A 21,533-nucleotide genomic window follows, 5' to 3' on the forward strand; every position below is an offset into this window, starting at 1 on the left:
AACCAAAGTTCAGTTTCCTCTTTGGCGCAAAAAAGCGGACAATTCCATATTTCGAGACGCCGGCACGACTATTCCAAACTGGGTATGCGCTTTATGGCGGTTTGATCAGGTGCCGATATCGACCTGCTTTGCGGCAATCAGCGCATCGACCTCCTCATCGCTCGCCTCCAGGGTAATGACATCGATACCTGGATGCGATTGCTTGAACCGCCTCAGGATCGGCGGAAAGATCGTGGCAAGCACGACCGGGAAGCACGCCATCCTGATGGTGCCGCGCTCCAGCCCCCTCGACTCGTCGGCCACCGCGCGGATGGATTCGAGCGCTGAAAGCATCTGCCGCGCGTGTTCTATGATCACAAGTCCATCCTGGGCCGTGCTTCCCACGAACTCAGCGACAAAGGCGCGTGCGATATCGTCCTGCTCGATCACGCCAAACCGCCCCGGAATCAGGCAGCCGAGCCGGGCGACATATCCCGGCGTATGCACATTGCCCGCGATGATTCCCGGCCGAAAAATCGCAAGACGTTGGAAGCCGACCGCCTGAACCGTTTCTTCCTTGAGCCCCATGATCCGCACATAGCGGATCCTGCTTTTCGAGGTGCTTCCGACGGCCGAGAGCAAAGCAAACCGTGTGATGCCGCCGGCCTGGCAACCGCGGGCAAAGCCGCCGACCACGCCGATCTCAAGCGCCTTCAGCTCCTCCTCGCTCCACTTCAGGCTGCCTTGACCGACGCCGACACAGCATGCCGCAAAGACAGGATCGCCCTGCGCAATCATGCTCCGGGCAAGCCTGGTCACCTCTGACGGAAACCCGGCGGCTGCCGTATCCAGAACCACCTGCCGCACACGGGGATCAGCATTCAGGGAGATCGCCCGGCGATTGACCATCACGACTTCAGCGCAGGACGGCTCAGCCGCCAGGGCGCGCACCACCGCAGCCCCCACCTGCCCCGTGCCGCCGATGATCAAGACACGAAATGCCATGGCGTATCTATATCAGCAAAATTCGGCAAGGCGGCCTTAAGCTGATTTCCGCTGAGGTTTCGCGGCCGGCTTCTTTGCCGCAGCTTCCTTCGCCGGCTTCTTGCCGGCGATCGGCATCAGCATTTCCTTCTGACCGCTTGCGGCCTTGCGCGGCTTTTTGGCCGGTTTGGAGTTTTTTACCGCCTTATCGCCGCCAACGCTCTTGCGGAGCGCGTCCATCAGATCGACGACGTTCTCGCCACGCGTCCGCTCCTTCGCGGTAATCGATTTGCCTTCGCGCTTCTTGTTGATGAGGTCGATCAGGGCGGTTTCGTACTGGTCCTCGAACCTGTCCGGCTCGAAGTGAGCCGTCTTTTGATTGACGATGTGCCTGGCGAGATCGAGCATGTCCTTGGTGACTTTGACATCCTGGATGTCGTCGAAATACTCGCCCGCGGAACGCACCTAGCGCAGCAGCGTTCCCATCACCCCTTGTCGAACGGCTCGAGCGCGATGATGTGCTCACGGTTTGTCAGCACGACGCGCCCGATCGCGACCTTGTTCATTTCGCGGATGGTTTCGCGGATCACGGCGAACGCATCGTGCCCGACCTTGCCGTCAGGGCACAGGTAATAGGGCCGGATCAGATATCGCGGATCGATCTCGCTGCGGTCGACGAACTCGTCGATCTCGATGGTTCGCGTCGATTCCAGCGCGACGTTCTCGAGCTCCCCTCTTGTCACCTCAATGAAGGTGTCGTCGTCGACCTTGTAGCCCTTGACGATGTCCTCACTGGCGACCTCCTCGCCAGTGTCAGCGTCAACCTTGGCGTATTTAATCCGGTGGCCTGTTTTCCGGTTGAGCTGGTTGAACGAGACCTTCTCGGATTGTATCAGCGCCGACGTCTTGATGCTAGATTCGTCAACGGCAGGGAGCACCTGCTGCCTGCTTCTTACTGAACAGGAGAACGAGATGGCTGACAGCGTTTACAAGGTCATTGAACTGGTCGGTACTAGCAAAGACTCCTGGGACAAAGCCGCCGCCAATGCAGTCGAGCAAGCTGCAAAATCTCTCCGAGATCTTCGTGTTGCAGAGGTCGTCAAGCTCGATATGCAACTGGACGATAAGGGAAAAGTAGAGGCCTATCGTGCCAAACTCAGTGTGTCATTCAAGTTCGAAGGCACCTGAGCCTGAGTACCTCGCCCCCTTGCGGGGCGAGGTTTACTCGTTGGAGAAAGGCGCCCATCCATTTTCCTTGCATTCCGCTGCTGCCATTACCAAGAGCACTTGTTTCGAGATTGCTCACCGTCTCGCTGACGACAGAATTCTCGCTTGCCGCACTCCAACGTGCTCCCTACTTGGCTCCTCGCTAATAAGGGAGGTGAGCTCTAGGGCAATGCCAAGGTCTGGTCCTAACGGGCCTTAAAAATAGTCGTGCAGCAGATGCGCATGAAAATCGACGGCGAATCGGAACGGTTATGCTTGATGCTTGCCGACGATTTCGTCGCATCTCAACACAAAGTGAGCCGTCTGATCGGGCTTGACTGCAATTGCGCAATCGCATCCCCACAAGGCGGCAGCTTGATCTCGATGCCGCTGCTTGCAGTTGCGCCAGCTGATGAAACTGCGAAGCTCGCACTCTCTTTGGCACCAGTCGCACCGCTGGATCTATTCGATGGAGTCCGACAGGAAAAATATTGGCCAGCGCCTGGTGTCACGCGAACAGGCCGCCTCCTATTGCAGCCTATCCGTCGGCGCTTTTTCCAGATGGGTGAAGAGCGGGATACTGCCCCCTGCTCTTTCCGGTACAGCGCGGTGGGACTTGAAAGCGATCGACCACGCGCTAGACTCTCTGAGCAGGTTACCCGCATCCGAAGCTTTCGACGTTGCGAGTTCTGCCCTGGACGAGTGGAGAGCGAAGCGTGCGCGTCAATCTGAAAGGCATACATAGAGTCACACGACGGCTCGCGAATGGCGACGTACGTGTCCACTACTACGCTTGGCGCGGTGGCCCGGCGATCGAGGCCAAGCCAAACACACCAGAGTTCTTGCTCGCATACAATGAAGCCCACGCAAGTCTGCGGCAGCCTCGCGCCGGCACCTTCATGACGATCATCGCCCAATACAAGGCTGCGCCGGAATTTACCGGCCTCGCCGCATCCAGTCGGCGCTCGTACCTCGCCTACCTCAAGCTCATCGAGAATGAGTTCGGCGACCTGCCGCTGACGGCGCTCGCCGATCGTCGGGTGCGCGGCGATTTCAAGAGCTGGCGGGATTCATTCTCTGAAACGCCTCGCAAGGCCGATTACGCCTGGACGACGTTGGCGCGGGTCATGTCATTCGCGAAGGATCGCGGCATCATCGCAAGCAACCCGTGCGAGCGCGGCGGCCGCCTCTATGCGGCCGATCGAAAGGACAATATCTGGGGCGAGCAACAGATTGCAGCCATCCTCGAGACCGCCAGCGCTGAGATCAAATTGGCCCTCATGCTGGCTCTGTGGACCGGCCAGCGGCAAGGCGATCTCTTGCGGCTGCCGTGGTCGGCTTACGACGGCACCTATCTAAGGCTGCGCCAGTCGAAGACTGGCCGCCGGATCGCGATGCCTGCGGGCGCTCCGCTGAAGGCCGTCCTGGACAAGACCGAGCGGCGAAGCCCCCTTATCCTGACCAACTCGTACAGCCGCCCCTGGACGTCCGACGGCTTCCGCACCTCATGGTCGAAGGCCTGCAACCGGGCCGGGATCGAAGATCTTACGTTCCACGACCTCAGGGGAACCGCGGTGGTCAGGCTGGCCGTCGCCGGCGCCACCGTGCCGCAGATCGCGACCTTTACCGGGCACAGCCTGAAGGATGTCGAGGCTATTCTCGACGCGCATTACCTCGGCCGCGACATTCAGCTGGCTGAAGCAGCCGTGCTGAAGCTCGAAGCGAGAACAAAACTGTAAACGGCGGCGTAAACGGCGAGAGATCGCAAACTGATCAAGACAGCTAAGTCATTGAAAAGCTTGGTGGGCGCACCAGGGCTCGAACCTGGGACCCGCTGATTAAGAGTCAGCTGCTCTACCAACTGAGCTATGCGCCCGGAACTTGTCCGGAAATGACCCTCGCAAGAGAGGCCGTCGTTTAGCAAAGCGATTCCGCGATGTCCAGCAAGCTGGCGCAACTTTTCCCGACTTTCTGACAGCCGAAAGGCCGCCGGATTCCGGCGGCCTTTCATAGGCTTGGCGAGGATGCCGGCAGCTGGCTCTCAGAGCCGGCCGGAGCGCTCCTGATCCGGACCGTCATCGCGGTCGAAATGGTGGTCGCGGCCGCCGCGCTCCCAGCGGTCCATGCCGCGCTCGAGGCGATGGCGGCGCCAGCCCTCGGCGCCGAAGCCGCGCCCTTCCATGTGGGTGAGCATGGTCAGCCGCCGCTTCTGGTTGTCGTCGAGCGTCTTGTAGAGCGGGTCGGCGGCATCGGCGATCTTCTTCAGCGACGTCGCGGTCGCGGCCATGTTGTCGGCGCGCTCGCGCAGCCGCGCGACCGGATCATCCGGCTTCGTGGCCTTGTCCTGCGCCTTGTCCGCATCGGTCTTCTCTGCGGCCATCCGCGCATTGGCGCGATCGAGCCGCATCTTGGCGAAGTCGCGCACCGCGGTTTCGACCGGCGGCCACAGCTTCTCCTGATCGGCGGTCAGCTTCAGCCCGGCGTGCACCGCGGCAATGCGGGCGTCGAGGAAGGCGGCCCGATCCTCGGGGCTCATCCGCGTCTGGCCATGGAACCACGGACGATGCTGGGCATAGACCGCGGTCGAACCGGCAATCGTGAGCGCCGCGATGCCGGCGAGCAGAACTTTCTTCATCCGAACCTCCTTTGAAGGTTGCTTGAAGATGCTGCCGCCGCCCCTCGCCTTCAACTTACGGATTGGACAGAGAGACCTTTCTTGCCAAGATGTAATCCGCTTCATTGCCCGTCAGAAACATCCAAAGCGCGAGATCGCGCTTTGGTTTCTTGTTGTCACTGGATCATTCCCAACAGCCGCGGCAGCCACAGCGAGATCTCCGGCACGTAGGTGATCAGGCCGAGGAACACCAGCATCGCGCATAGCCACGGCAGCACCGAGATCGTGATCTCGCTGATGCCCATCTTGGCGATGCTGCTCGCGATGTAGAGGTTGAGCCCGACCGGCGGATGGCACAGCCCGACCTCGGTGTTGACGATCATCAGGATGCCGAGATGCACCGGATGCACGCCGAGCTTGGTCGCCAGCGGAAACAGGATCGGCGCCATGATCAGGAGGATCGACGACGGATCCATCACGTTGCCGGCGAGCAGCAGGATGACGTTGACCACGAGCAGGAACATCCAGACCGAGAAATTCTTGTCGATGATCCAGGCCGCCATCTCCTGCGGGATCTGCTCATGCGTCATCAGGAACGAGAACAGCACCGCGTTGGTGATGATGTAGAGCAGCATCGAGCTCATGCTCGCCGCCTGCAGCAGCACCTTCGGCACCTCGGAGAGCTTCAGCTCTTTGTAGACGAACACGGTGATGAAGAAGGCGTAGGTGGCGGCGACTGCGGCTGCTTCCGTCGGCGTGAAGATGCCGCCATAGATGCCGCCGAGCACGATCGCGATCAGCGAGAGGCCCCAGATGCTCTCGCGGAACGCTTTGAACTGCTGGCCGATGGTCGCCTTCGGCATCTTCGGATAACCGTTGCGCTGGGCGACGAAGAAGGTCACCGCGGCCAGCATCAACGCCAGCAGGATGCCCGGCACGATGCCGGCCATGAAGAGCGCGCCGATCGAGGTGTTGGTGGAGACGCCGTAGAGCACCAGGATGATCGAGGGCGGCACCAGGATGCCGAGCGCACCCGAGGTCGAGATCACGCCGACGCCGAACCGCTTCGGATAGCCATGATCGACCATCGCGGGCATCATGATCGAGCCGATCGCCACCACGGTCGCGACGCTCGAGCCCGAGATCGCCGCGAACATCGCGCAGGCCGCTACGCCGGCAAGACCGAGACCGCCCGGCAGATGGCCGACCAGCGAGGTCGTGAAATCGATCATCCGCCGCGCGACACCGCCGCGGGTCAGGAAGGTGCCAGCCAGGATGAAGAACGGGATCGCCATGATGCCGAAATTGTCCAACCCTGAGAACAATTTCAGGCCGACGCTCTCGATCGGCACTTCCGTCATCGTGAACAGGAAGGTGAGCACCGACAGGCCGAGCGAAATCGAGATCGGCATGCCCGTCAGCATCAGGGCAAACAGCAGTCCGAAAATAAGTGCGGCGCTCATCACGCTTCTCCAAGCGCGATCGGCGCGGTCTTGCTGGTCTCGACGCCATCGACATGGGCGGCGTCATGGTGCGGCAGCTCATTGGTCCGGATGTAATTCCAGCACACCTGCAGGAAGCGGAAAGACATCAGATAGGAGCCGAGCGGAATGCAGGCGTAGACGATCCAGCTTGGAATTTCGAGGTCGGGCGACACCTGGTCGGTGTGCATCAGCTCGTAAACGAACTTGGCGCCCATGGTGCCGACGATCCCGGTGAACAGCGCGCCGCCGAGCAGCCCGAACAGGATGACGATCTTACGCCAGCGGTCATTGAGGCGGTTGATCAGCACATCGACGCCGACATGGATGCCGGTGCGCACGCCATAGGCGGCGCCGAACTTCGCCATCCAGATGAACATGTAGATGCACAGTTCCTGCGACCATGCGAGATTGATGCCGAACAGATACGGATAGAGAACCGGCACGTCGACCAGGAAGCGATGCACGACCGTGATGAAGGTCAGAAGCGTCGCAGCGCCCATCAGGCTCGCGATGATGATTTCCTCGAGCCGGTCCAGAATTTTCAGCAGCATTGATCTCCCCTGTCATGGCCGCCCCCGCGGCCAGAGCATTTGTCTCCCTCTCCCCGTTCTTACGAGGCCGGGACGAGCGAAGCTCGCCCTGAGAGGGTTGGGTGAAGGGTTCCCTCCGCGCGCACGTTGATAATTGCGCTCGCGGAGACTCCCCCTCACCCGAAATTCAAGCTGCGCTTGAATTTCGACCTCACCCCGCACGCGGGGCGAGGTGCAAACACCGCCTTAATTCATCGGGCTGCGGCCCGTTTCCTTCAGGAATTCGTCGATCAGCGGCTGGCCGACGCGCGAGGCCACATCCTTGTAGACCGGCATCATCGCCTTGCGCATCGCCTCGTCCTGCTCCGGCGTCAAGGTGATGATCTCGGTCTTGCCGGCCTTCTTGATCTCGGCGAGCGCGTCCTCGTTCTCCTTGGCCGACTGGTTGTTGCCGAACTCGGTGGCTTCCTTCATCGCCTTGTTGAGTTGGTCGCGGATGTCGGCCGGCAGGCCGTCCCAGAACTTCTTGTTCACGACCACGACGTAGCCGATGTAGCCGTGATTGGTGACGGTCGCGTACTTCTGCACCTCATGCATTTTCTGGGTGTAGATGTTCGACCAGGTGTTCTCCTGGCCGTCGACCACACCGGTCTGCAGCGCTTGGTAGACGTCGGAGAACGCCATCACCTGCGGGATCGAACCGAGCGCGCGGAACTGGGCCTCCAGCACCTTCGACGACTGGATGCGGAATTTCAGTCCCTTGTAGTCGGCCGGCGCGACCAGCTTCTTGTTCGCGCTCATCTGCTTGAAGCCGTTGTCCCAATAGGCGAGACCGGTCATGCCCTTGGAATCCAGCTTCTTGAGCAACTGGGCGCCGAGCGGACCGTCGGTCACCTTGCGCAGCGATTTCAGGTCGGGGAGGATGTAGGGCAGATCGAAGACTTCGAATTCCTTGATGCCGATCGGGCCGAACTTCGAGTTCGACGGCGCCAGCATCTGCACCGCGCCGAGCTGCAGTGCCTCGAGCTCTTCCTTGTCCTTGTAAAGCGTCGAGTTCGGATAGACCTCGACCTTCACCTTGCCGCCGGTGTACTTCTCGGCGAGTTCCTTGAACTTGTCGGCCGCCTTGCCCTTCGGCGTATCCGACGCCACCACGTGGCTGAACTTGATGACGATCGGCGACTGCGCCGAGGCCTGTCCGACAAAGGTCAAGGCCGCGATCGACGCCGCAGCCAATATGAGTTTACGCATGTTTCCTCCCGCGTATTGCGGAGCACGAAATACCGGCCCCGAGACATCCGGTCGCACCATTACAGACAAGCAACGGCGATTGCCATTGCCCCTTTAGCAGGGGCTGAATTGCGCCATTGCTGCACTGCAAAATCCAATGCGGCGGTATCCCTTTCGGCTCTTGCGACCGTTCAATGACACCGCCCGCACGCTGTGCCCGGCCATGGCGGCGCGGTCAATGCGAGGTTTGGCAATGGCGAGTTCGCCGGGCGCGAATGCTGGTGCCCACGCTCACTGCGCGCGGTCATTAACTCCGTCACCCTGAGGAGCGCGCAGCGCGTCTCGAAGGGTCGACAGCCACCAGCCGGGCCGTGCATCCTTCGAGGCTCGCCCAGCGGCGCAATGCGCCGCAAGGCTCGCACCTCAGGATGACGGGACGGGTCAGTTCACGTGATACGTTGCGTCCGCGGCAACAGCCGCCCGCATCCTCATTGCGTGATGGTGTTCGCGAATTCTGTAAGAGGTCCCGGTTCGACCCGGACATCCCCGGCGAACGGACGCTCCTGCAGACCAATGAGCCCCAGCGCCATCACCACCGCGATCGAGAACACGCTGAGCGCCGCGATCTGCGCACCGGCCTTGTTCAGATGCACCAGTCCGATCGCGATCTGCGTGACCACGCCGAGGACGATCACCAGGATCCACTTGGCATCGATCGTGCGATCGGATGCCAACGCAAGCCGTTCGGAGCGCGCACTGCCGGCGCGGACTGCAGCATTGAGCAGGGCGGTCTGCACCGGCGCGCCCGCTTTCTGCGCGATCCTGGGATCGCTGACTTCCTGCAGCAGCGCATTATAGGCGGACTCGGCCGTGCGCGCCTCATGGTCCTCCGTCATCGCCGGCCACTCATCGTCCACCAGCGCTGTGACGTATTTGGCAAGGACGGATCGGACGTTGCGCATGTCCAGGGCAGAAGCGATGCTAAGCGCATCGACGTTGCGCAACTCCCCCGCCTCCGATTGCACCGCACGGGCCGCTTGACGGTTGCGATCGGCGATATCACTGGCGAGGAATCCGGTCAGCAGCGCAAACAGCACGCCGACCGCACCAAAGAACGGCGCCACGACGCCTTCGACGCGGCGCCTCGCCTGAGCGGTTGCCGGGCTGAAACTGGCGATGACGATGGCAGCGCCCGTCGCCGCATAGAGGACGACGAGAACGGAAAACAACTCGTATGTCGGAAAGTCCAGCCAGGCCTTGATCATCGTTGCGCGCAACGCCCCCCCGCGGCGACTGCGGCCAGAATAGGGTCGCGTGAAGTTCACGTCATCCAAAAACTCCCGCACCGGAAGGCGTACCCCTGAATGGAAGTCGCGATGGCGGTGTCCAGGCATCGCCGCCTTTGAGCCGAAAAGACATCGGCCAATGCGGCTATAACGTCCGCTCTCGGTCAATAGGCGACATGCGTTCGCTGAAAAGAGGAAGCCCAGCTTCGCCAATGCTTCCCGCTCGGTTCAGTGTCGCAACGCTTTTGCGATAATATCCGACCCTTTCTCGGCGACCATGATCGTCGCAGGATGGATGTTCGAGGACGGTATGGCCGGCATCACGGAAGCGTCCACGACCCGCAGGCCATCGAGACCGCGTACCCGCAAGGCGCTATCAACCACCGCGCTGTCGTCCTCTCCCATTCGGCAGGTGCCGCATGGATGGAACACGGTTGAGCCGACCTTGCGGATATAGTCTTCGATCTGCTCGTCGCTTTTCACCTCAGGTCCCGGCCGCAATGGCTCGCTGATCAACGAACGAAACGGATCGGTGGCCGCGATCTGGCTGGCGATGCGAAACCCCGCCGTCATGATCCTGATATCGTCGGGGTGGGTCAGGTAATTGGCCACAATCCGTGGCGGCATCCGGGCATCTCTATCGCGCAACGTGATCTCGCCGCGGCTTTTCGGTCGGCAAACGCAAAAGACAAAGCTGAAGCCGGGCCAGCGATGCAAGCCGTGTACGAGGCCGTTGGACGAGAAATTGTGCACCATGAACTGGAGATCGGGCATTTGCTCAGACGCGTTCGACTTGGCAAACAGAATGGCCTCGGTCGCACCGACGGCCACTTGTCCCGAGCCGTCGATTAGCCATCGCAACGCCATTTTTGTCGCCTTGAGCGGCGAGATCACGGCTTCGTTGAGTGTGCCGGGTGAGCGGGTCTTGAAGGCGAAGTTCGACAGATAGTGATCCTGCAAATTTTTGCCGACGCCGACGAGATCGAGTTTGACGTCGATACCTTCAGCACCAAGTTCGGCTGCGGGTCCGATGCCGGAAGCAAGCAACAGCACCGGCGAGTTGATCGCACCGCCGGACAGGATCAGTTCACGCCGGGCACCGATACGCAGCGTCGTTCCGTCGTCACGTTCGACTTCGACACCGATCGCGCGGAGGCCATCGAACAGAATCCGGCGCACATGGGTTTTGGTCATCAGTTCGAGATTGCGCCGGTGGAGATTCGGCTTGAGGTAACCGGCGGCGGTCGAACGGCGCCAGCCATTGTGTACGTTGAGTGGGGCGAAACCGATCCCGTCGAGACGCTCGCCATTGAAGTCCGGGTTACGCTGGTATTGCAGACGCTCGCAGGCTTCGATGAATGCCTTCGTGACTGTGCACGGCCGCTTGCTCTGCGTGATCGTCATCGGGCCGCCGGTGCCACGCCACTGGTCGGCGCCGTCGACGCAATGTTCCATCCGCTTGAAGTACGGCAACACGTCGCCATAACTCCAACCCGCTGCACCAAGTCGTTGCCATTCGTCGTAATCGACGGATGCCCCGCGTAGGAACACCAGTCCGTTGATGGAGCCTGAGCCGCCGAGGACCTTGCCGCGAGGCCAAATGATGCTGCGGCCGCCGAGGCCGGGCTCCGGCTCGGTCGCGTAACCCCAGTTTAATCGGGGATCCGGGACGACCTTACCGAAGCCGACCGGTAGATGTATCCAGGGATTGCGGTCACGTCCGCCAGCCTCAATGACGCAAAGCGTAATGTCCGGGTTCTCGGTAAGACGCGCCGACAACACGCATCCCGCGGACCCCGCACCAACCACAACAACATCGAATTCGGTATCAAATTCCAATTTACCCATGACTCCGGTTTGCCATGATTGCTTTGGTAAGAAAGGGTATTGGCTTTAGCCAAGGACGCACGTTGTCACGGCAGCACCCTCTACGATCTTCGGTCTGCTTCATCGACGATCATTGAAATCAAGGTCGGAGAGTATGTTATCCGTCGTTCAACACGGGCATGTTATCGAAAGGCTGAGGGCTGATCCTCACTCGACGTGAAACGTGGAAACGAAAATTTGCCACCGATCATCCGGTCGAATGAGGTTGTAGGACTGCCGCCATTTCCGAACAACGCTGCCGTCCGATCGCGTATTTTGCCACTCCAATGTGGCAAGCACACTCCGGCCTCCGATGGGCTGCACCGCGAGGTCAAGGAAGCGAGCGCCACTGGCACCCTCGCGCTCGTAACGATCGGACACTTCCTGAAAGAACGCGACCAACTCCTCGCGGGACTGAAAACAATGGGTCGACCCGTCGCCTCGCATTGAAACGCTCGGCACGAAATAGAACATCGAGATTGCAGCACCATCCCTTTCAGCGAACGTGCGATTGTAATCGTCGAAGAATTTGCTGATCTCGTCTACCAAGGGCTGCGGCATGGGACACCCAACTATGGAAGGGCGGCATCGGGCCAAGGATAGCTCGAATGCAAACCCCGGCCAATGCCATTTGCGTGCCCCGAGTGTCCGCTTCGGGGCAACGGGCGACGTCGGGCAGCCGCGCCGCGACATCCGGCTTGGCTCAATAACAGACACGACAACGGCTTCGGGCGAAGCAGTCCGCGTCCTCCGTGGCAACCATGTCACGGGCGATCATGGGCGGAAATTCTTTTGACCCTCAGTGGTCAAGTTCTGGAATTTCGGCTAGTTGAATCGGCGTGGCAATGCAATTAAGACGGCATGTCCGTCCTCGAGAGGACAAGGTCATGAAATTGTCGTCAAGGTTTGTCGCGCCCACCGCCGTCGCTTTCCTGTCAACTGTCTTGCTGTGCGGCACTGCTGCGTCGCAGACCGCAACAGGCTCCAGCGCCCCGCTTCCCTCCATCACGGTCGACGCGCCGAAGCAGGCGGCAAGGCCAATCAGGCCGAAGGAGGTCGCAAGCAGCCGCGTGGCTGCTCGCCGGACATCGCTGGCCGGTCACACGTCATCCCAAGGCGCGCGAACGCCGTCGCCTGCACCGGATACAGTTTTGGGGAGGATCGCCAGTCTGGAGAAGGTCGCCAGCAACTGCAACGGTGGCTGCGAATCCAGCCTTCCCCACGGCAAAGACCCGTGGGTTGGGTGTAGCGAGTCCGGCGGCGGACAGACATATGGACCTTACTCGGCAACGTGCCGAGACAACCTCACCTACAAATCCTACGAGGATTGCCTGGAGACCAAGGTGTTCCTGGGCGAGTACCGAAATCGGGCCCACTGGGTTTGCAGCAGCCTGTCCGCCGCCGGGAAGTTTCAGGTCGCCGAGCTCAGCGATCCAGACATCCGCGCTAGGCAACGCCCCCGCATGGACGCAGCGAACTTTGCTGCGTCCATAGTCGCCGGCCAGCACGGCCGCCTCTCGCTGGTCCTCAGCGCGACGCGGTGCTGATGTTCTCGCCAAAGAACTTCCAGGTCTTGCCGTCGAACTTCGCGAGCTTGAACGTGTCGAAGGTCGAATAGTCCGTCGGCGACACCGAGACCGTGATGCCCGGCAGCAAGAGCGGCAGCGAGACCTTGCTCAGGTTGGTGGCCTGTTTCAACAGGTTCTCGCGCGTCAGCACGTCGCCGCAGTTCTTCAGGATGATGGCCGTGAACTGCGCCGACAGATAACCGATCTGGTTGCTGCCATCGATCGGATTGCCTTCCGGATACCACTGCTTCATGAAGGCGAGATAGTCCTGCACGCCCTTGTCGGTGTCCCATGCGGGGTCGCCGACCACCTTGGTCGCCAGCGCCGTCATGAGGCCGGTGGATGCTTCGAGGCCGGCAGGCTCGAGCACACCGCCGATCGAGCTCGCGACGGAGACGATGAAATGCGTCGGCTTCCAGCCGAGATCGGCAACCTTGCGGATCGCCTGCGCGCCGAACTTCGGCGTCGTGATGGTCATCAGCACGTCGGCGCCGCTGGCCTTCAGATTGACGATCTGGGAATCGATCGTGGGATCGGTCACCTCGTAGCTGAGCTCCTTGACGATGAGACCGGCTTTCTCTCCCAGCCCCTCCTTGAAGCCCCTCAGATAGTCCTTGCCGAAGTCGTCATTCTGGTAGATCACGCCGATCTTCGCGTTGGGCAGCTCCTTGAGGATGTACTTGGCGTAGATCTTCGCTTCCTGCGCATAGGGCGGATAGAACGGCGTGGTCCAGGGGAATTCCTTCGGATCGTTCCACTTGGAGGCCCCGGTGGAGATCAACAGATGCGGGATCTTCTTGCCGTTCAAATATTTTTGGATCGACGAGTTTGTCGGCGTGCCCAGTGAGCCGATATTGGCTAGGATCTCGTCCTGCTCCACGAGCTTGCGCGTCTGCTCCACCGTCTTCGGCGGGCTATAGCCGTCGTCCATGCTCAGCAGCGTGATCTTCCGGCCGTTGATTCCGCCCTGGCTGTTGATCATCTTCCAGTATGCGGCCTCGGCCCTGCCCTGCGTGCCATACGCCGAAGCCGGACCGCTGTAAGGCATGGTCTGCCCGATCTTGATTTCGGTATCGCTGGCGCCGGGATCGTATTTCTTGTCGGCAGCGAGAACCACCGAAGTGGAAACAAGGCTGAGCGCGGCGACCGCCGCGAGCGTGATGCAACGCATGTGTTCTCCCCATTCGCGTCGCTGTTTGCCGCGACGTCCGGCGAGATCATGAACATGCCGGCGCGAGATGTCGACCCCTGAAGTCGGGACATCGAACTGCCCTACCGTCTGGTGTCACAGCCCCATCCAGTTCATCACCGCTCCGAACGTTGCCCAGAGCGTCCATCCGAGCCCAAGCAGGCAGATCAGCGCCGCCGCCATCGCAATCGTCAGCAGCAGGCCGTCCTCCTGCAGGTAGGCGACCGCGATCAGGACGACCACCATTCCCGGAATGACGTTGACCAGAGGCAGCGGCCAGCCTGCCGAGAAGGCCAGCAGAAACACGACCAGTCCGACGAGGCGATCGATCACGTCGCGCCGCGCGTCCCAGCGCGGCCGGCTGATGCGCTCGATCGCCTGCAGCATTGGACGGACCAGGACGGTGAACCGCTTGAAGCGCTTGAAGTCGAACTGCCGCTTCGACAGGAAACGCGGAAACGACGGCGCGCTGCGGCCACGCATCATCTCGACCGCCGGAAACAGCAGCGCCAGCGTCGCAACCGTCGCGACGCCGGGGATGATCACCAGCAGCCCCAGAAGCAGCAGGAGAAGGCCGAACGACCGCTTGTCCAGGTTGCTGAGGAGCCATTCGAGATCGACGGGGCCGTCCGGTGCTTGAGCGACGAGTTCCTCAAGAAGTTGGGACGTGTGCGTGGGCGCCAATGGGGCTCCGGACGAGGGGGACATAGCTGCCAAAGTGGTCAGACTCGGCATCGATTGCAACAGCTGCCGAAGCAGACTAGGAAGCATTGGTGACCAACGATTCCGATCAGGCATGGCAGCCCCATGCGCCGTCAAGCCCGATTCCCGCCACTCGCCGCCGCTGGCCGTGGTTCCTGCTGACCGTCATCATCGCCTGTGCGGGCGCCGGGGGCGTGTACGCTTGGCCCCAGATCGCGCCGCTGGTCCCGTCCCTGGGCAGCGCTGCGGCCAGCGACAGAGTGGCAGCAGGCGACAAGGAGACGTTGCCGGATCTGCTCGCGACCCAGCAGAAGCTCGAGGATGACATCGGCGCGCTCGGCAAGTCGGTGGCAGACCAGCAGGAGCAGCTGAAGACCGTCGTCGACCAGCTGGCGGCCCTGACATCGAAGGTCGATGCGCTCCAGCGTCCCGCTCCAGCTCCCGTGCCATTGCCGGCCACCGCCGCGGCCGATCAGCCGCGTACAGCACCGGTCGCACAGGCTGCCCCGAAGCCCAGGAAGCCGCCGCCGATTCGGGCACCGAAACCGGCGGGTCCGATTTCGACCGGTGGTGCGCCGCTCAACGTGGCACCGGGCGCCGGGGCTCGCTGAGTCGCGCCGCCGTCAGCGGTACGATGAGATGCATCGGCGGCTCATTGCCAAGAAGGTGAGTGCCGGACGTCAGCGCAAGGGCAGCCTATCCGCGCGGCCGCTCCATGCCTGCCCGCCCGATTGCCGCGCGCAAGATAGCGGTATCCGAGGAAAGGAAATCGATCAGGCGCCTGGCTGCGTCAGGCGATTTTGAGTCGCTGACGATCGCGGCCGTGAAGGTCTGCACAAGCTGGAGATCCGGAGGCAGCAGACCGACAACCTCGATGCCGGTCTCCTGAACCAGTTCGCTGGTCGGCCCAATCGAGAGATTTGCCTTGCCCGCGCGCAGCGCTTCGGCGGCCTCGGTTCCACGCGCCTCGAGGGTGAGCCGCACCGTGTCCGGCAGGTTCAGCCTGGGGCAGACGTTGTCGCGGAAGAATTGTCCACTCGTGCTGCTTGGCGCCACCACCCGGCCCGCATCGATCAAAGCCTGTCTCAGCGCAACAGCGTTGCCGATGTCCGGCTTCGGAGCGCCTGAGCGAACCGCGGCCGCCAACGGCGCCGCCGCGAGGCCGGTGTCGGATCCCGCGCGAATCCGCCCGTCCTCGTTCAGCGCGCGCAATCCCTCTCGCGAAAGGATCACCACGTCGGCCTTCGTGCCGTGCGCAAGCTGGTGCCTGATCGTTTTCGGACCGGTGCCCTCCGACGCGCCGGATCCGGTTTCCACCTTGATGCCGGTGCTGCGTTCGAATTCGGGCAGGACTTCCCGATAGACCGCAGCGAAGCCGCCGGAAATGATGACCCTGATCGTGTCCGGCGTATCGGTGCTTGCCGTCGTCAATGCTGCGGCACCCTGTCGGCGGCCCGTTGGCTCATTTCTGAAGGTTTGCGGCAAACAGCTTGGCCGCCTCGGCCTTCGATTCCTGATCGGCCTTGGCGTCGTACCGGAGCGGCAGGTTGAACTTCTTGCCGAGCTCGGTCGCTTCAGGGTTCGTGAATGCGTGCACGGCGCCCGGATACTCGATGATGCGGTAATCGGCCTTCGCTGCGTCGAAATCCTTCTTCAGCGCATCGTACTGCTCGCGCTTCACGAACGGATCGTCCGCGCCGTTCAGAATCAGGATCTTCGCCTTGACGGTGCCCGGCGCGGGTGCGGGCGTATTGAGTCCGAGCGAAGCGTGAAAGCCCGCAACGGCGGCGAGATCGGCGCCGGTGCGCGCCATGTTCAGCACCACCGCGCCGCCGAAGCAGTAGCCGACCGCGCCGATCCGCTGCGGATTGACCGAGGCCTGCTTGACGAGTTGCTCGCGCGCGGCGTTGAAGCGCTGCTCCATCACCTTCGCATCCTTCATCACCGAGCCTGCGAGCGCGCCGGCGTCCTTCGGGTTGTCGGCGGTCTTGGCGTCGCCGTACATGTCCGCAATGAAGGCGACATAGCCCTGCTCCGCGAACTTCCGCGCCTCGTTGTGGATATGCGGGGTGATGCCCCACCATTCGTGCACCATGACGATGCCGGGCCGCTTGGCCTGGGTCGCGTCGTCATAGACCACGAAGCCCTTCATCGTGGTCTCGCCGTCGGAGTAGGTGACCGGCTCTTCCTTGACCGCGGCGTGTGCGCTCGCGACCATTGCGATGGCGCAAAGTGCTCCGACGATGATCGTTCGCATGCTGATCTCCCTGCGGGTTGGCGTCGCCGCGTTGCGTTTGTTTCTTGCGTAGCCCGGACGGCTATTCCGCCGCCGTCCGGATATCGATCTTCTCGGCGCGGACGGCGCAGAACTTGAACTCCGGAATCTTTCCGAACGGATCGAGCGCCGGGTTGGTCAGCAAATTCGCCGCCGCCTCCGCGTAGCAGAACGGCATGAAGACCATGTTCTCGGGCACGTCGCGGTCGGCGCGCACCTTGACCTCGACCGCGCCACGACGCGTCTCGAGGCGGATGAAATCGCCCGGCGCGAGCCCCTTCTTGCGCATGTCCTTCGGCGTCATGAACGCGACCGCTTCGGGCTCGATCTGGTCGAGCACTTGTGCGCGGCGCGTCATCGAGCCGGTGTGCCAGTGTTCGAGCACGCGCCCGGTCGACAGCACCATCGGGTACTCGTCGTCGGGCAGCTCGTCGGGCGGGATCACCTTGGCCGGCACGATCTTGCCGCGGCCGCTCTCGGTCGGAAAACCCGTGGTGAAGATGATCTCATTGCCCGGCTTGTCGGGATCGTCGACCGGATAGGTCACGGCGCCCTCACGAACCAGCCGCTCCCAGGTGATGTTCTTCAGCGACGGCATCAGCTGCGCCATCTCGGTGAAGACCTCGCCCGGCCCGGCGTAATTCCAGGGCAATCCCATCCGCTTGGCGATCTCCTGAATGATCCAGAGATCCTGCCTTGCATCGCCCGGCGGCTTGATCACCTCGCGCGCCAGCTGCACGCGGCGGTCGGTGTTGGTGAAGGAGCCGGATTTTTCTGCGAACGCCGAAGCCGGCAGGATGACGTCGGCATGGAACGCGGTCTCGGTGACGAACAAATCCTGCACCACGAGATGATCGAGTTTCGCCAGCGCCTGGCGCGCGTGCTGCAAATCCGGATCGGACATCGCGGGATTCTCACCCTCGACATACATGCCGTGGATCTCGCCGGCGTGGATCGCGTTCATGATCTCGACCACGGTCAGCCCGCGCACCGGATCGAGCTCCTGCCCCCACAGTTTCTCGAAGGCGCCGCGCATGTCGTCGCGGCCGACCGGCTGATAGTCCGGCAGGAACATCGGGATCAGGCCGGCGTCGGAGGCGCCCTGCACGTTGTTCTGGCCGCGCAGCGGATGCAGCCCGGTGCCGGGACGGCCGACCTGGCCGGTGATCAAAGCGAGCGCGATCAGGCAGCGCGCATTGTCGGTGCCGTGGACATGCTGGCTGATGCCCATGCCCCAGAAGATGATCGACGACTTGGCGCGGGCATAGGCACGCGCGACCTCGCGCAGCGTCTCGGCGGGAATGCCGCAGATCTGAGACATGCGCTCCGGCGTGAACTCCTGGATCTTCGCCTTCAGCTCGTCATAGCCCTCGGTATAGCCGGCGATGTACTGCTCGTCGGTCAGGCCTTCGGTGATGATCGTGTGGATCATCGCGTTCAGCATCGCGACGTCGCTACCCGGCTTGAAGGCGAGATGCTGGGTGGCGTGGCGCGACAGCGTCTGCCGCCGCGGGTCCATCACGTAGAGCTTGGCGCCGCGCTTGGCGGCGTTCTTGATGAAGGTCGCGGCGACCGGATGGTTCACGGTCGGATTGGCGCCGATCACCCAAATCACCTCGGCGTCGGCGGCGGCCGAGAACGGCGCCGACACCGCGCCGGAGCTCAGTCCTTCGAACAAGGCCGCTACCGACGAGGCGTGACACAGCCGCGTGCAGTGATCGACATTGTTGGAGCCGAAGCCGGTGCGGACCAGCTTCTGGAACAGATAGGCTTCCTCGTTCGAGCCCTTGGCCGAGCCGAATCCGGCGAGCGCCTTGGCGCCCTTCTCGTCGCGGATTTTCTTCAAGCCGGCGGCGGCAAGATCGAGCGCCTCCTCCCAGGATGCTTCGCGGAAATGGGTGTAGGGATTGGCCGGATCGACCTGGTCGTTGGCATCCTTCTTCACACCCGGCAGCCGCACCAGCGGCTTGGTCAGCCGGTTCGGATGATGGATGTAGTCGAAGCCGAAGCGGCCCTTGACGCAGAGCCGGTTGTGATTGGCCGGACCGTCACGGCCTTCCGCGTAGATCACCTTCTCGTCCTTGACCTCGTAGGTGACCTGGCAGCCGACGCCGCAATACGGGCACAGCGAGTCCACCTTGCGGTCGGGATAGACGACGCGCGTCTGCTTGTCGTCGAGCATCACGGCCGGCATCAGCGCGCCGGTCGGACACGCCTGGACGCATTCGCCGCAGGCGACGCAGGTCGATTCTCCCATCGGATCGTCGAAGTCGAACACGATCTTCGAGCCGTGACTACGATAAGCCATGCCGATGACGTCGTTGACCTGCACCTCGCGGCAGGCCCGCACGCACAGGCCGCACTGGATGCAGGCGTCGAGATTGACGCGCATCGCCGGATGGCTGGTGTCGGCATGCCAGCGCTCGGTGGCGGGGAAGCGGCTTTCGGTCACGCCGGTCTTCTCGGCCCAGTGCCAGAATTTCGAATCCGGATCGTGCGAAGTCGCGCGCGCCGGCTGATCGGCGACGAGCAACTCCATGACCATCTTCTGCGCCGCGACGGCGCGCTGGCTGGCCGACTTCACCTTCATGCCGACCGACGGTGTCCGCTTGCAGGACGCCGCCAGCACGCGCTCGCCTTCGATCTCGACCATGCAGGCGCGGCAATTGCCGTCCGGCCGATAGTCCGGCGCGGGCGAATAGCAGAGATGCGGGATCTCGGTGCCCTGGCGCTTGGCGACCTGCCAGATCGTTTCGCCGGCCCGCGCCTCGACCTGATGGCCGTCGAGCTCGAACTGGATCGTCTGGCCGGAGTTGTGATCGTTGCTCATTCAAAATCCTCGTCGAAGTTCGCCTGCTTGGTCCGCCTATTCGGCGGCTTGCTGCGGACGAAACCCGTCCGGAAAATATTTGATCACTGAGGTCAGCGGATTGGAGGCCGCCTGACCGAGGCCACAGATCGATGCATCGCGCATCGCCTGGCTCAATTGGTCGAGCAGCTCCTTGTTCCAGACCGGTTGCTGCATCAAGAGTGCCGCCTTCTCGGTTCCGGCGCGGCAGGGCGTGCATTGCCCGCAGCTCTCGTCCTCGAAGAACTTCATCAGGTTGAGCGCGGCATCCCTGACGTCATCGGCCTGCGAGAGCACGACGACGGCGGCGGAGCCGATGAAGCAGCCGTATTTCTCCAGGGTGCCGAAATCGAGCGGGATATCGTCCATCGAGGCCGGCAGGATGCCGCCGGACGCGCCGCCCGGCAGATAAGCCTGCAAGGTGTGGCCGTCGGCCATGCCGCCGCAGAACTCGTCGATCAACTGGCGCAGGGTGATGCCGGCGGGCGCGAGCTTGACGCCGGGATCCTTGACGCGTCCCGACACCGAGAAGCTGCGCAGGCCGTGACGCTCGTTGCGGCCGTGCCTCTTCCACCAGTCGGCGCCCTTCTCGACGATGTCGCGCACCCACCACAACGTCTCGATGTTGTTGATCAGCGTCGGCAGGCCGAACAGGCCGACCTGGAACGGATATGGCGGCTTGTGCCGCGGCAGGCCGCGCTTGCCCTCGATCGATTCCAGCAGCGAGGATTCTTCGCCGCAGATATAGGCGCCGGCGCCGCGTCGCAGATGCAGCACAGGACCGCCGGGTGGAAGTTTTGCGATCTCGCGCGCGAGGATCTCGCGGCAGGCCGGGTACTCGTCGCGAATGTAGATGTAGACTTCCGGCGCCTCGACCACGTGGGCGCCGATCAGCATGCCCTCGAGGAAGCGATGCGGATCGCGCTCGAGATAGTAGCGGTCCTTGATCGTGCCGGGCTCGCCCTCGTCGCCGTTGACCGCCATCAGCCGCGGACCGGGTTCGCCGAGCACGGCCCGCCACTTGCGGCCCGTGGGGAAACCGGCGCCGCCAAGACCGCGCAACGACGCATCGTCGAGCGCCTTCAGCAGGTCTTCCCGTGGCAACTCGCCCGAGCGCAGCCGCGTCAGCAGCTGGTATCCGCCGTCGGCGACATAGGCGTCATAATCGACGTAAGCCGGCAGATGCACATGGGTGTCGCCGCTCTTCGCCGCAGCGAGCACGTTGCTGACGGTCGCATGATCGATGAAGTTGTGGCCGACCTCCGCAGCGGGTGCGGTGTCGCATCGGCCGACGCACGGCGCCCGCACGACGCGGATGCCGGGGCCGGCGCGGCTCTGGAGATCCTTCAGCAGCTTCTCGCCGCCGAGCATCGCGCAGGTCAGTGAATCGCAGACCCGCACGGTGAGCGGCGCGATATCAGGCTCGCCTTCCTTCACGATGTCGAAATGCGCATAGAAGGTCGCGGTCTCGAACACTTCGGCGAACGACAGCTTCATCTCGTCGGCGAGCGCCGCAAGATGCTGCGCCGAGATCTGGTGATACTTGTCCTGGATCAGATGCAGGTATTCGATCAGCAGGTCGCGACGCCTCGGCCGGTCGGCGAGCAGCACCTCGATCTCATGAGCGGCCGCGGGGTCGACCTGGCGTCCCTTGGGCGTGGCTTTCGCCCGCTTCCTGCCGGCTCCGGGATGCTCGAACGCGCGGACCTTGTGAACGTCGTCTCCACTCATGAAACCTCGCCTTGGAACCCGGCTTTGCGCAAGTTGCGCCG

General features: G+C 62.5%; 17 protein-coding genes, 1 tRNA gene and 1 pseudogene. 3 read left to right on the forward strand and 16 right to left on the reverse strand.

Annotated features, from left to right (window positions below):
• Positions 1-105: 105 nt before the first annotated feature.
• Both ACE103_RS30270 and ACE103_RS30275 read right to left on the reverse strand, forming a co-directional pair.
• Positions 106-969: a LysR substrate-binding domain-containing protein gene (locus ACE103_RS30270; protein WP_375776033.1), complete on the reverse strand. Its 864-nt coding sequence runs from the start codon at positions 967-969 to the stop codon at positions 106-108.
• A 51-nt stretch (positions 970-1,020) separates the two neighbouring features.
• Positions 1,021-1,901, reverse strand: a pseudogene (locus tag ACE103_RS30275) (Ku protein).
• Between the two features lie 34 nt (positions 1,902-1,935).
• Here ACE103_RS30275 and ACE103_RS30280 point away from each other — a divergent pair.
• Positions 1,936-2,151 carry a dodecin family protein gene (locus ACE103_RS30280; RefSeq protein ID WP_375776034.1) on the forward strand — a complete coding sequence of 72 codons (216 nt, stop codon included), beginning with the start codon at positions 1,936-1,938 and terminating at the stop codon, positions 2,149-2,151.
• Between the two features lie 734 nt (positions 2,152-2,885).
• The gene (locus tag ACE103_RS30285) at positions 2,886-3,908 is read left to right on the forward strand and encodes a tyrosine-type recombinase/integrase (RefSeq protein WP_375776035.1); all 1,023 of its coding nucleotides are present in this window, start codon (positions 2,886-2,888) and stop codon (positions 3,906-3,908) included.
• Between the two features lie 61 nt (positions 3,909-3,969).
• Here ACE103_RS30285 and ACE103_RS30290 read toward each other — a convergent pair.
• From ACE103_RS30290 to ACE103_RS30335, 10 genes are all read right to left on the reverse strand, one after another.
• A tRNA-Lys gene (locus ACE103_RS30290) sits at positions 3,970-4,045 on the reverse strand.
• Between the two features lie 165 nt (positions 4,046-4,210).
• Positions 4,211-4,804, reverse strand: a complete 594-nt coding sequence (locus ACE103_RS30295; protein ID WP_375776036.1) for a Spy/CpxP family protein refolding chaperone — start codon at positions 4,802-4,804, stop codon at positions 4,211-4,213.
• A gap of 155 nt (positions 4,805-4,959) precedes the next feature.
• A complete protein-coding gene (locus ACE103_RS30300) occupies positions 4,960-6,246 on the reverse strand; it encodes a TRAP transporter large permease (protein WP_223975639.1) in 1,287 nt (428 codons plus the stop codon).
• Positions 6,246-6,818, reverse strand: coding sequence for a TRAP transporter small permease (locus ACE103_RS30305; RefSeq protein ID WP_223975637.1), 573 nt, complete (start codon positions 6,816-6,818; stop codon positions 6,246-6,248). The genes ACE103_RS30300 and ACE103_RS30305 overlap by 1 nt, the downstream gene beginning before the upstream one ends.
• Positions 6,819-7,043: 225 nt before the next feature.
• On the reverse strand, positions 7,044-8,048 hold the full coding sequence (locus ACE103_RS30310) for a TRAP transporter substrate-binding protein (RefSeq protein ID WP_375776037.1): 1,005 nt from the start codon (positions 8,046-8,048) through the stop codon (positions 7,044-7,046).
• 467 nt (positions 8,049-8,515) lie between these two features.
• Positions 8,516-9,292 (reverse strand): DUF4239 domain-containing protein, encoded by a 777-nt coding sequence (locus ACE103_RS30315; protein WP_375776038.1) that lies wholly within the window; start codon positions 9,290-9,292, stop codon positions 8,516-8,518.
• A 249-nt stretch (positions 9,293-9,541) separates the two neighbouring features.
• Entirely contained in the window at positions 9,542-11,161 is a 1,620-nt protein-coding gene (locus ACE103_RS30320) for a GMC family oxidoreductase (RefSeq protein ID WP_375776039.1), read from the reverse strand.
• A gap of 186 nt (positions 11,162-11,347) precedes the next feature.
• On the reverse strand, positions 11,348-11,740 hold the full coding sequence (locus ACE103_RS30325; RefSeq protein WP_375776040.1) for a nuclear transport factor 2 family protein: 393 nt from the start codon (positions 11,738-11,740) through the stop codon (positions 11,348-11,350).
• Positions 11,741-12,706: 966 nt separating this feature from the next.
• Positions 12,707-13,918: an ABC transporter substrate-binding protein gene (locus tag ACE103_RS30330; protein ID WP_375776041.1), complete on the reverse strand. Its 1,212-nt coding sequence runs from the start codon at positions 13,916-13,918 to the stop codon at positions 12,707-12,709.
• 114 nt (positions 13,919-14,032) lie between these two features.
• Positions 14,033-14,620 carry an exopolysaccharide biosynthesis protein gene (locus ACE103_RS30335; protein WP_375776042.1) on the reverse strand — a complete coding sequence of 196 codons (588 nt, stop codon included), beginning with the start codon at positions 14,618-14,620 and terminating at the stop codon, positions 14,033-14,035.
• Between the two features lie 89 nt (positions 14,621-14,709).
• Between ACE103_RS30335 and ACE103_RS30340 the strand changes: the two genes are divergently transcribed.
• Positions 14,710-15,249, forward strand: coding sequence for a hypothetical protein (locus tag ACE103_RS30340; protein WP_375776043.1), 540 nt, complete (start codon positions 14,710-14,712; stop codon positions 15,247-15,249).
• Positions 15,250-15,334: 85 nt separating this feature from the next.
• Here ACE103_RS30340 and ACE103_RS30345 read toward each other — a convergent pair whose 3' ends face one another.
• The 4 genes from ACE103_RS30345 to ACE103_RS30360 all read right to left on the reverse strand — a co-directional run bounded on the left by ACE103_RS30345 (position 15,335) and on the right by ACE103_RS30360 (position 21,492).
• Positions 15,335-16,123, reverse strand: a complete 789-nt coding sequence (locus ACE103_RS30345) for a substrate-binding domain-containing protein (RefSeq protein WP_375776044.1) — start codon at positions 16,121-16,123, stop codon at positions 15,335-15,337.
• Positions 16,101-16,895, reverse strand: coding sequence for a dienelactone hydrolase family protein (locus ACE103_RS30350; RefSeq protein WP_375776045.1), 795 nt, complete (start codon positions 16,893-16,895; stop codon positions 16,101-16,103). The genes ACE103_RS30345 and ACE103_RS30350 overlap by 23 nt, the downstream gene beginning before the upstream one ends.
• Positions 16,896-16,956: 61 nt before the next feature.
• Positions 16,957-19,743, reverse strand: a complete 2,787-nt coding sequence (gene fdhF, locus ACE103_RS30355) for a formate dehydrogenase subunit alpha (protein ID WP_375776046.1) — start codon at positions 19,741-19,743, stop codon at positions 16,957-16,959.
• Positions 19,744-19,779: 36 nt separating this feature from the next.
• The gene (locus ACE103_RS30360) at positions 19,780-21,492 is read right to left on the reverse strand and encodes an NADH-ubiquinone oxidoreductase-F iron-sulfur binding region domain-containing protein (protein WP_375776047.1); all 1,713 of its coding nucleotides are present in this window, start codon (positions 21,490-21,492) and stop codon (positions 19,780-19,782) included.
• Between the last annotated feature and the right edge of the window lie 41 nt (positions 21,493-21,533).

Origin of the sequence: Bradyrhizobium sp. ma5 (genome assembly GCF_042258955.1) — a bacterium.
Taxonomy (GTDB): domain Bacteria; phylum Pseudomonadota; class Alphaproteobacteria; order Rhizobiales; family Xanthobacteraceae; genus Bradyrhizobium.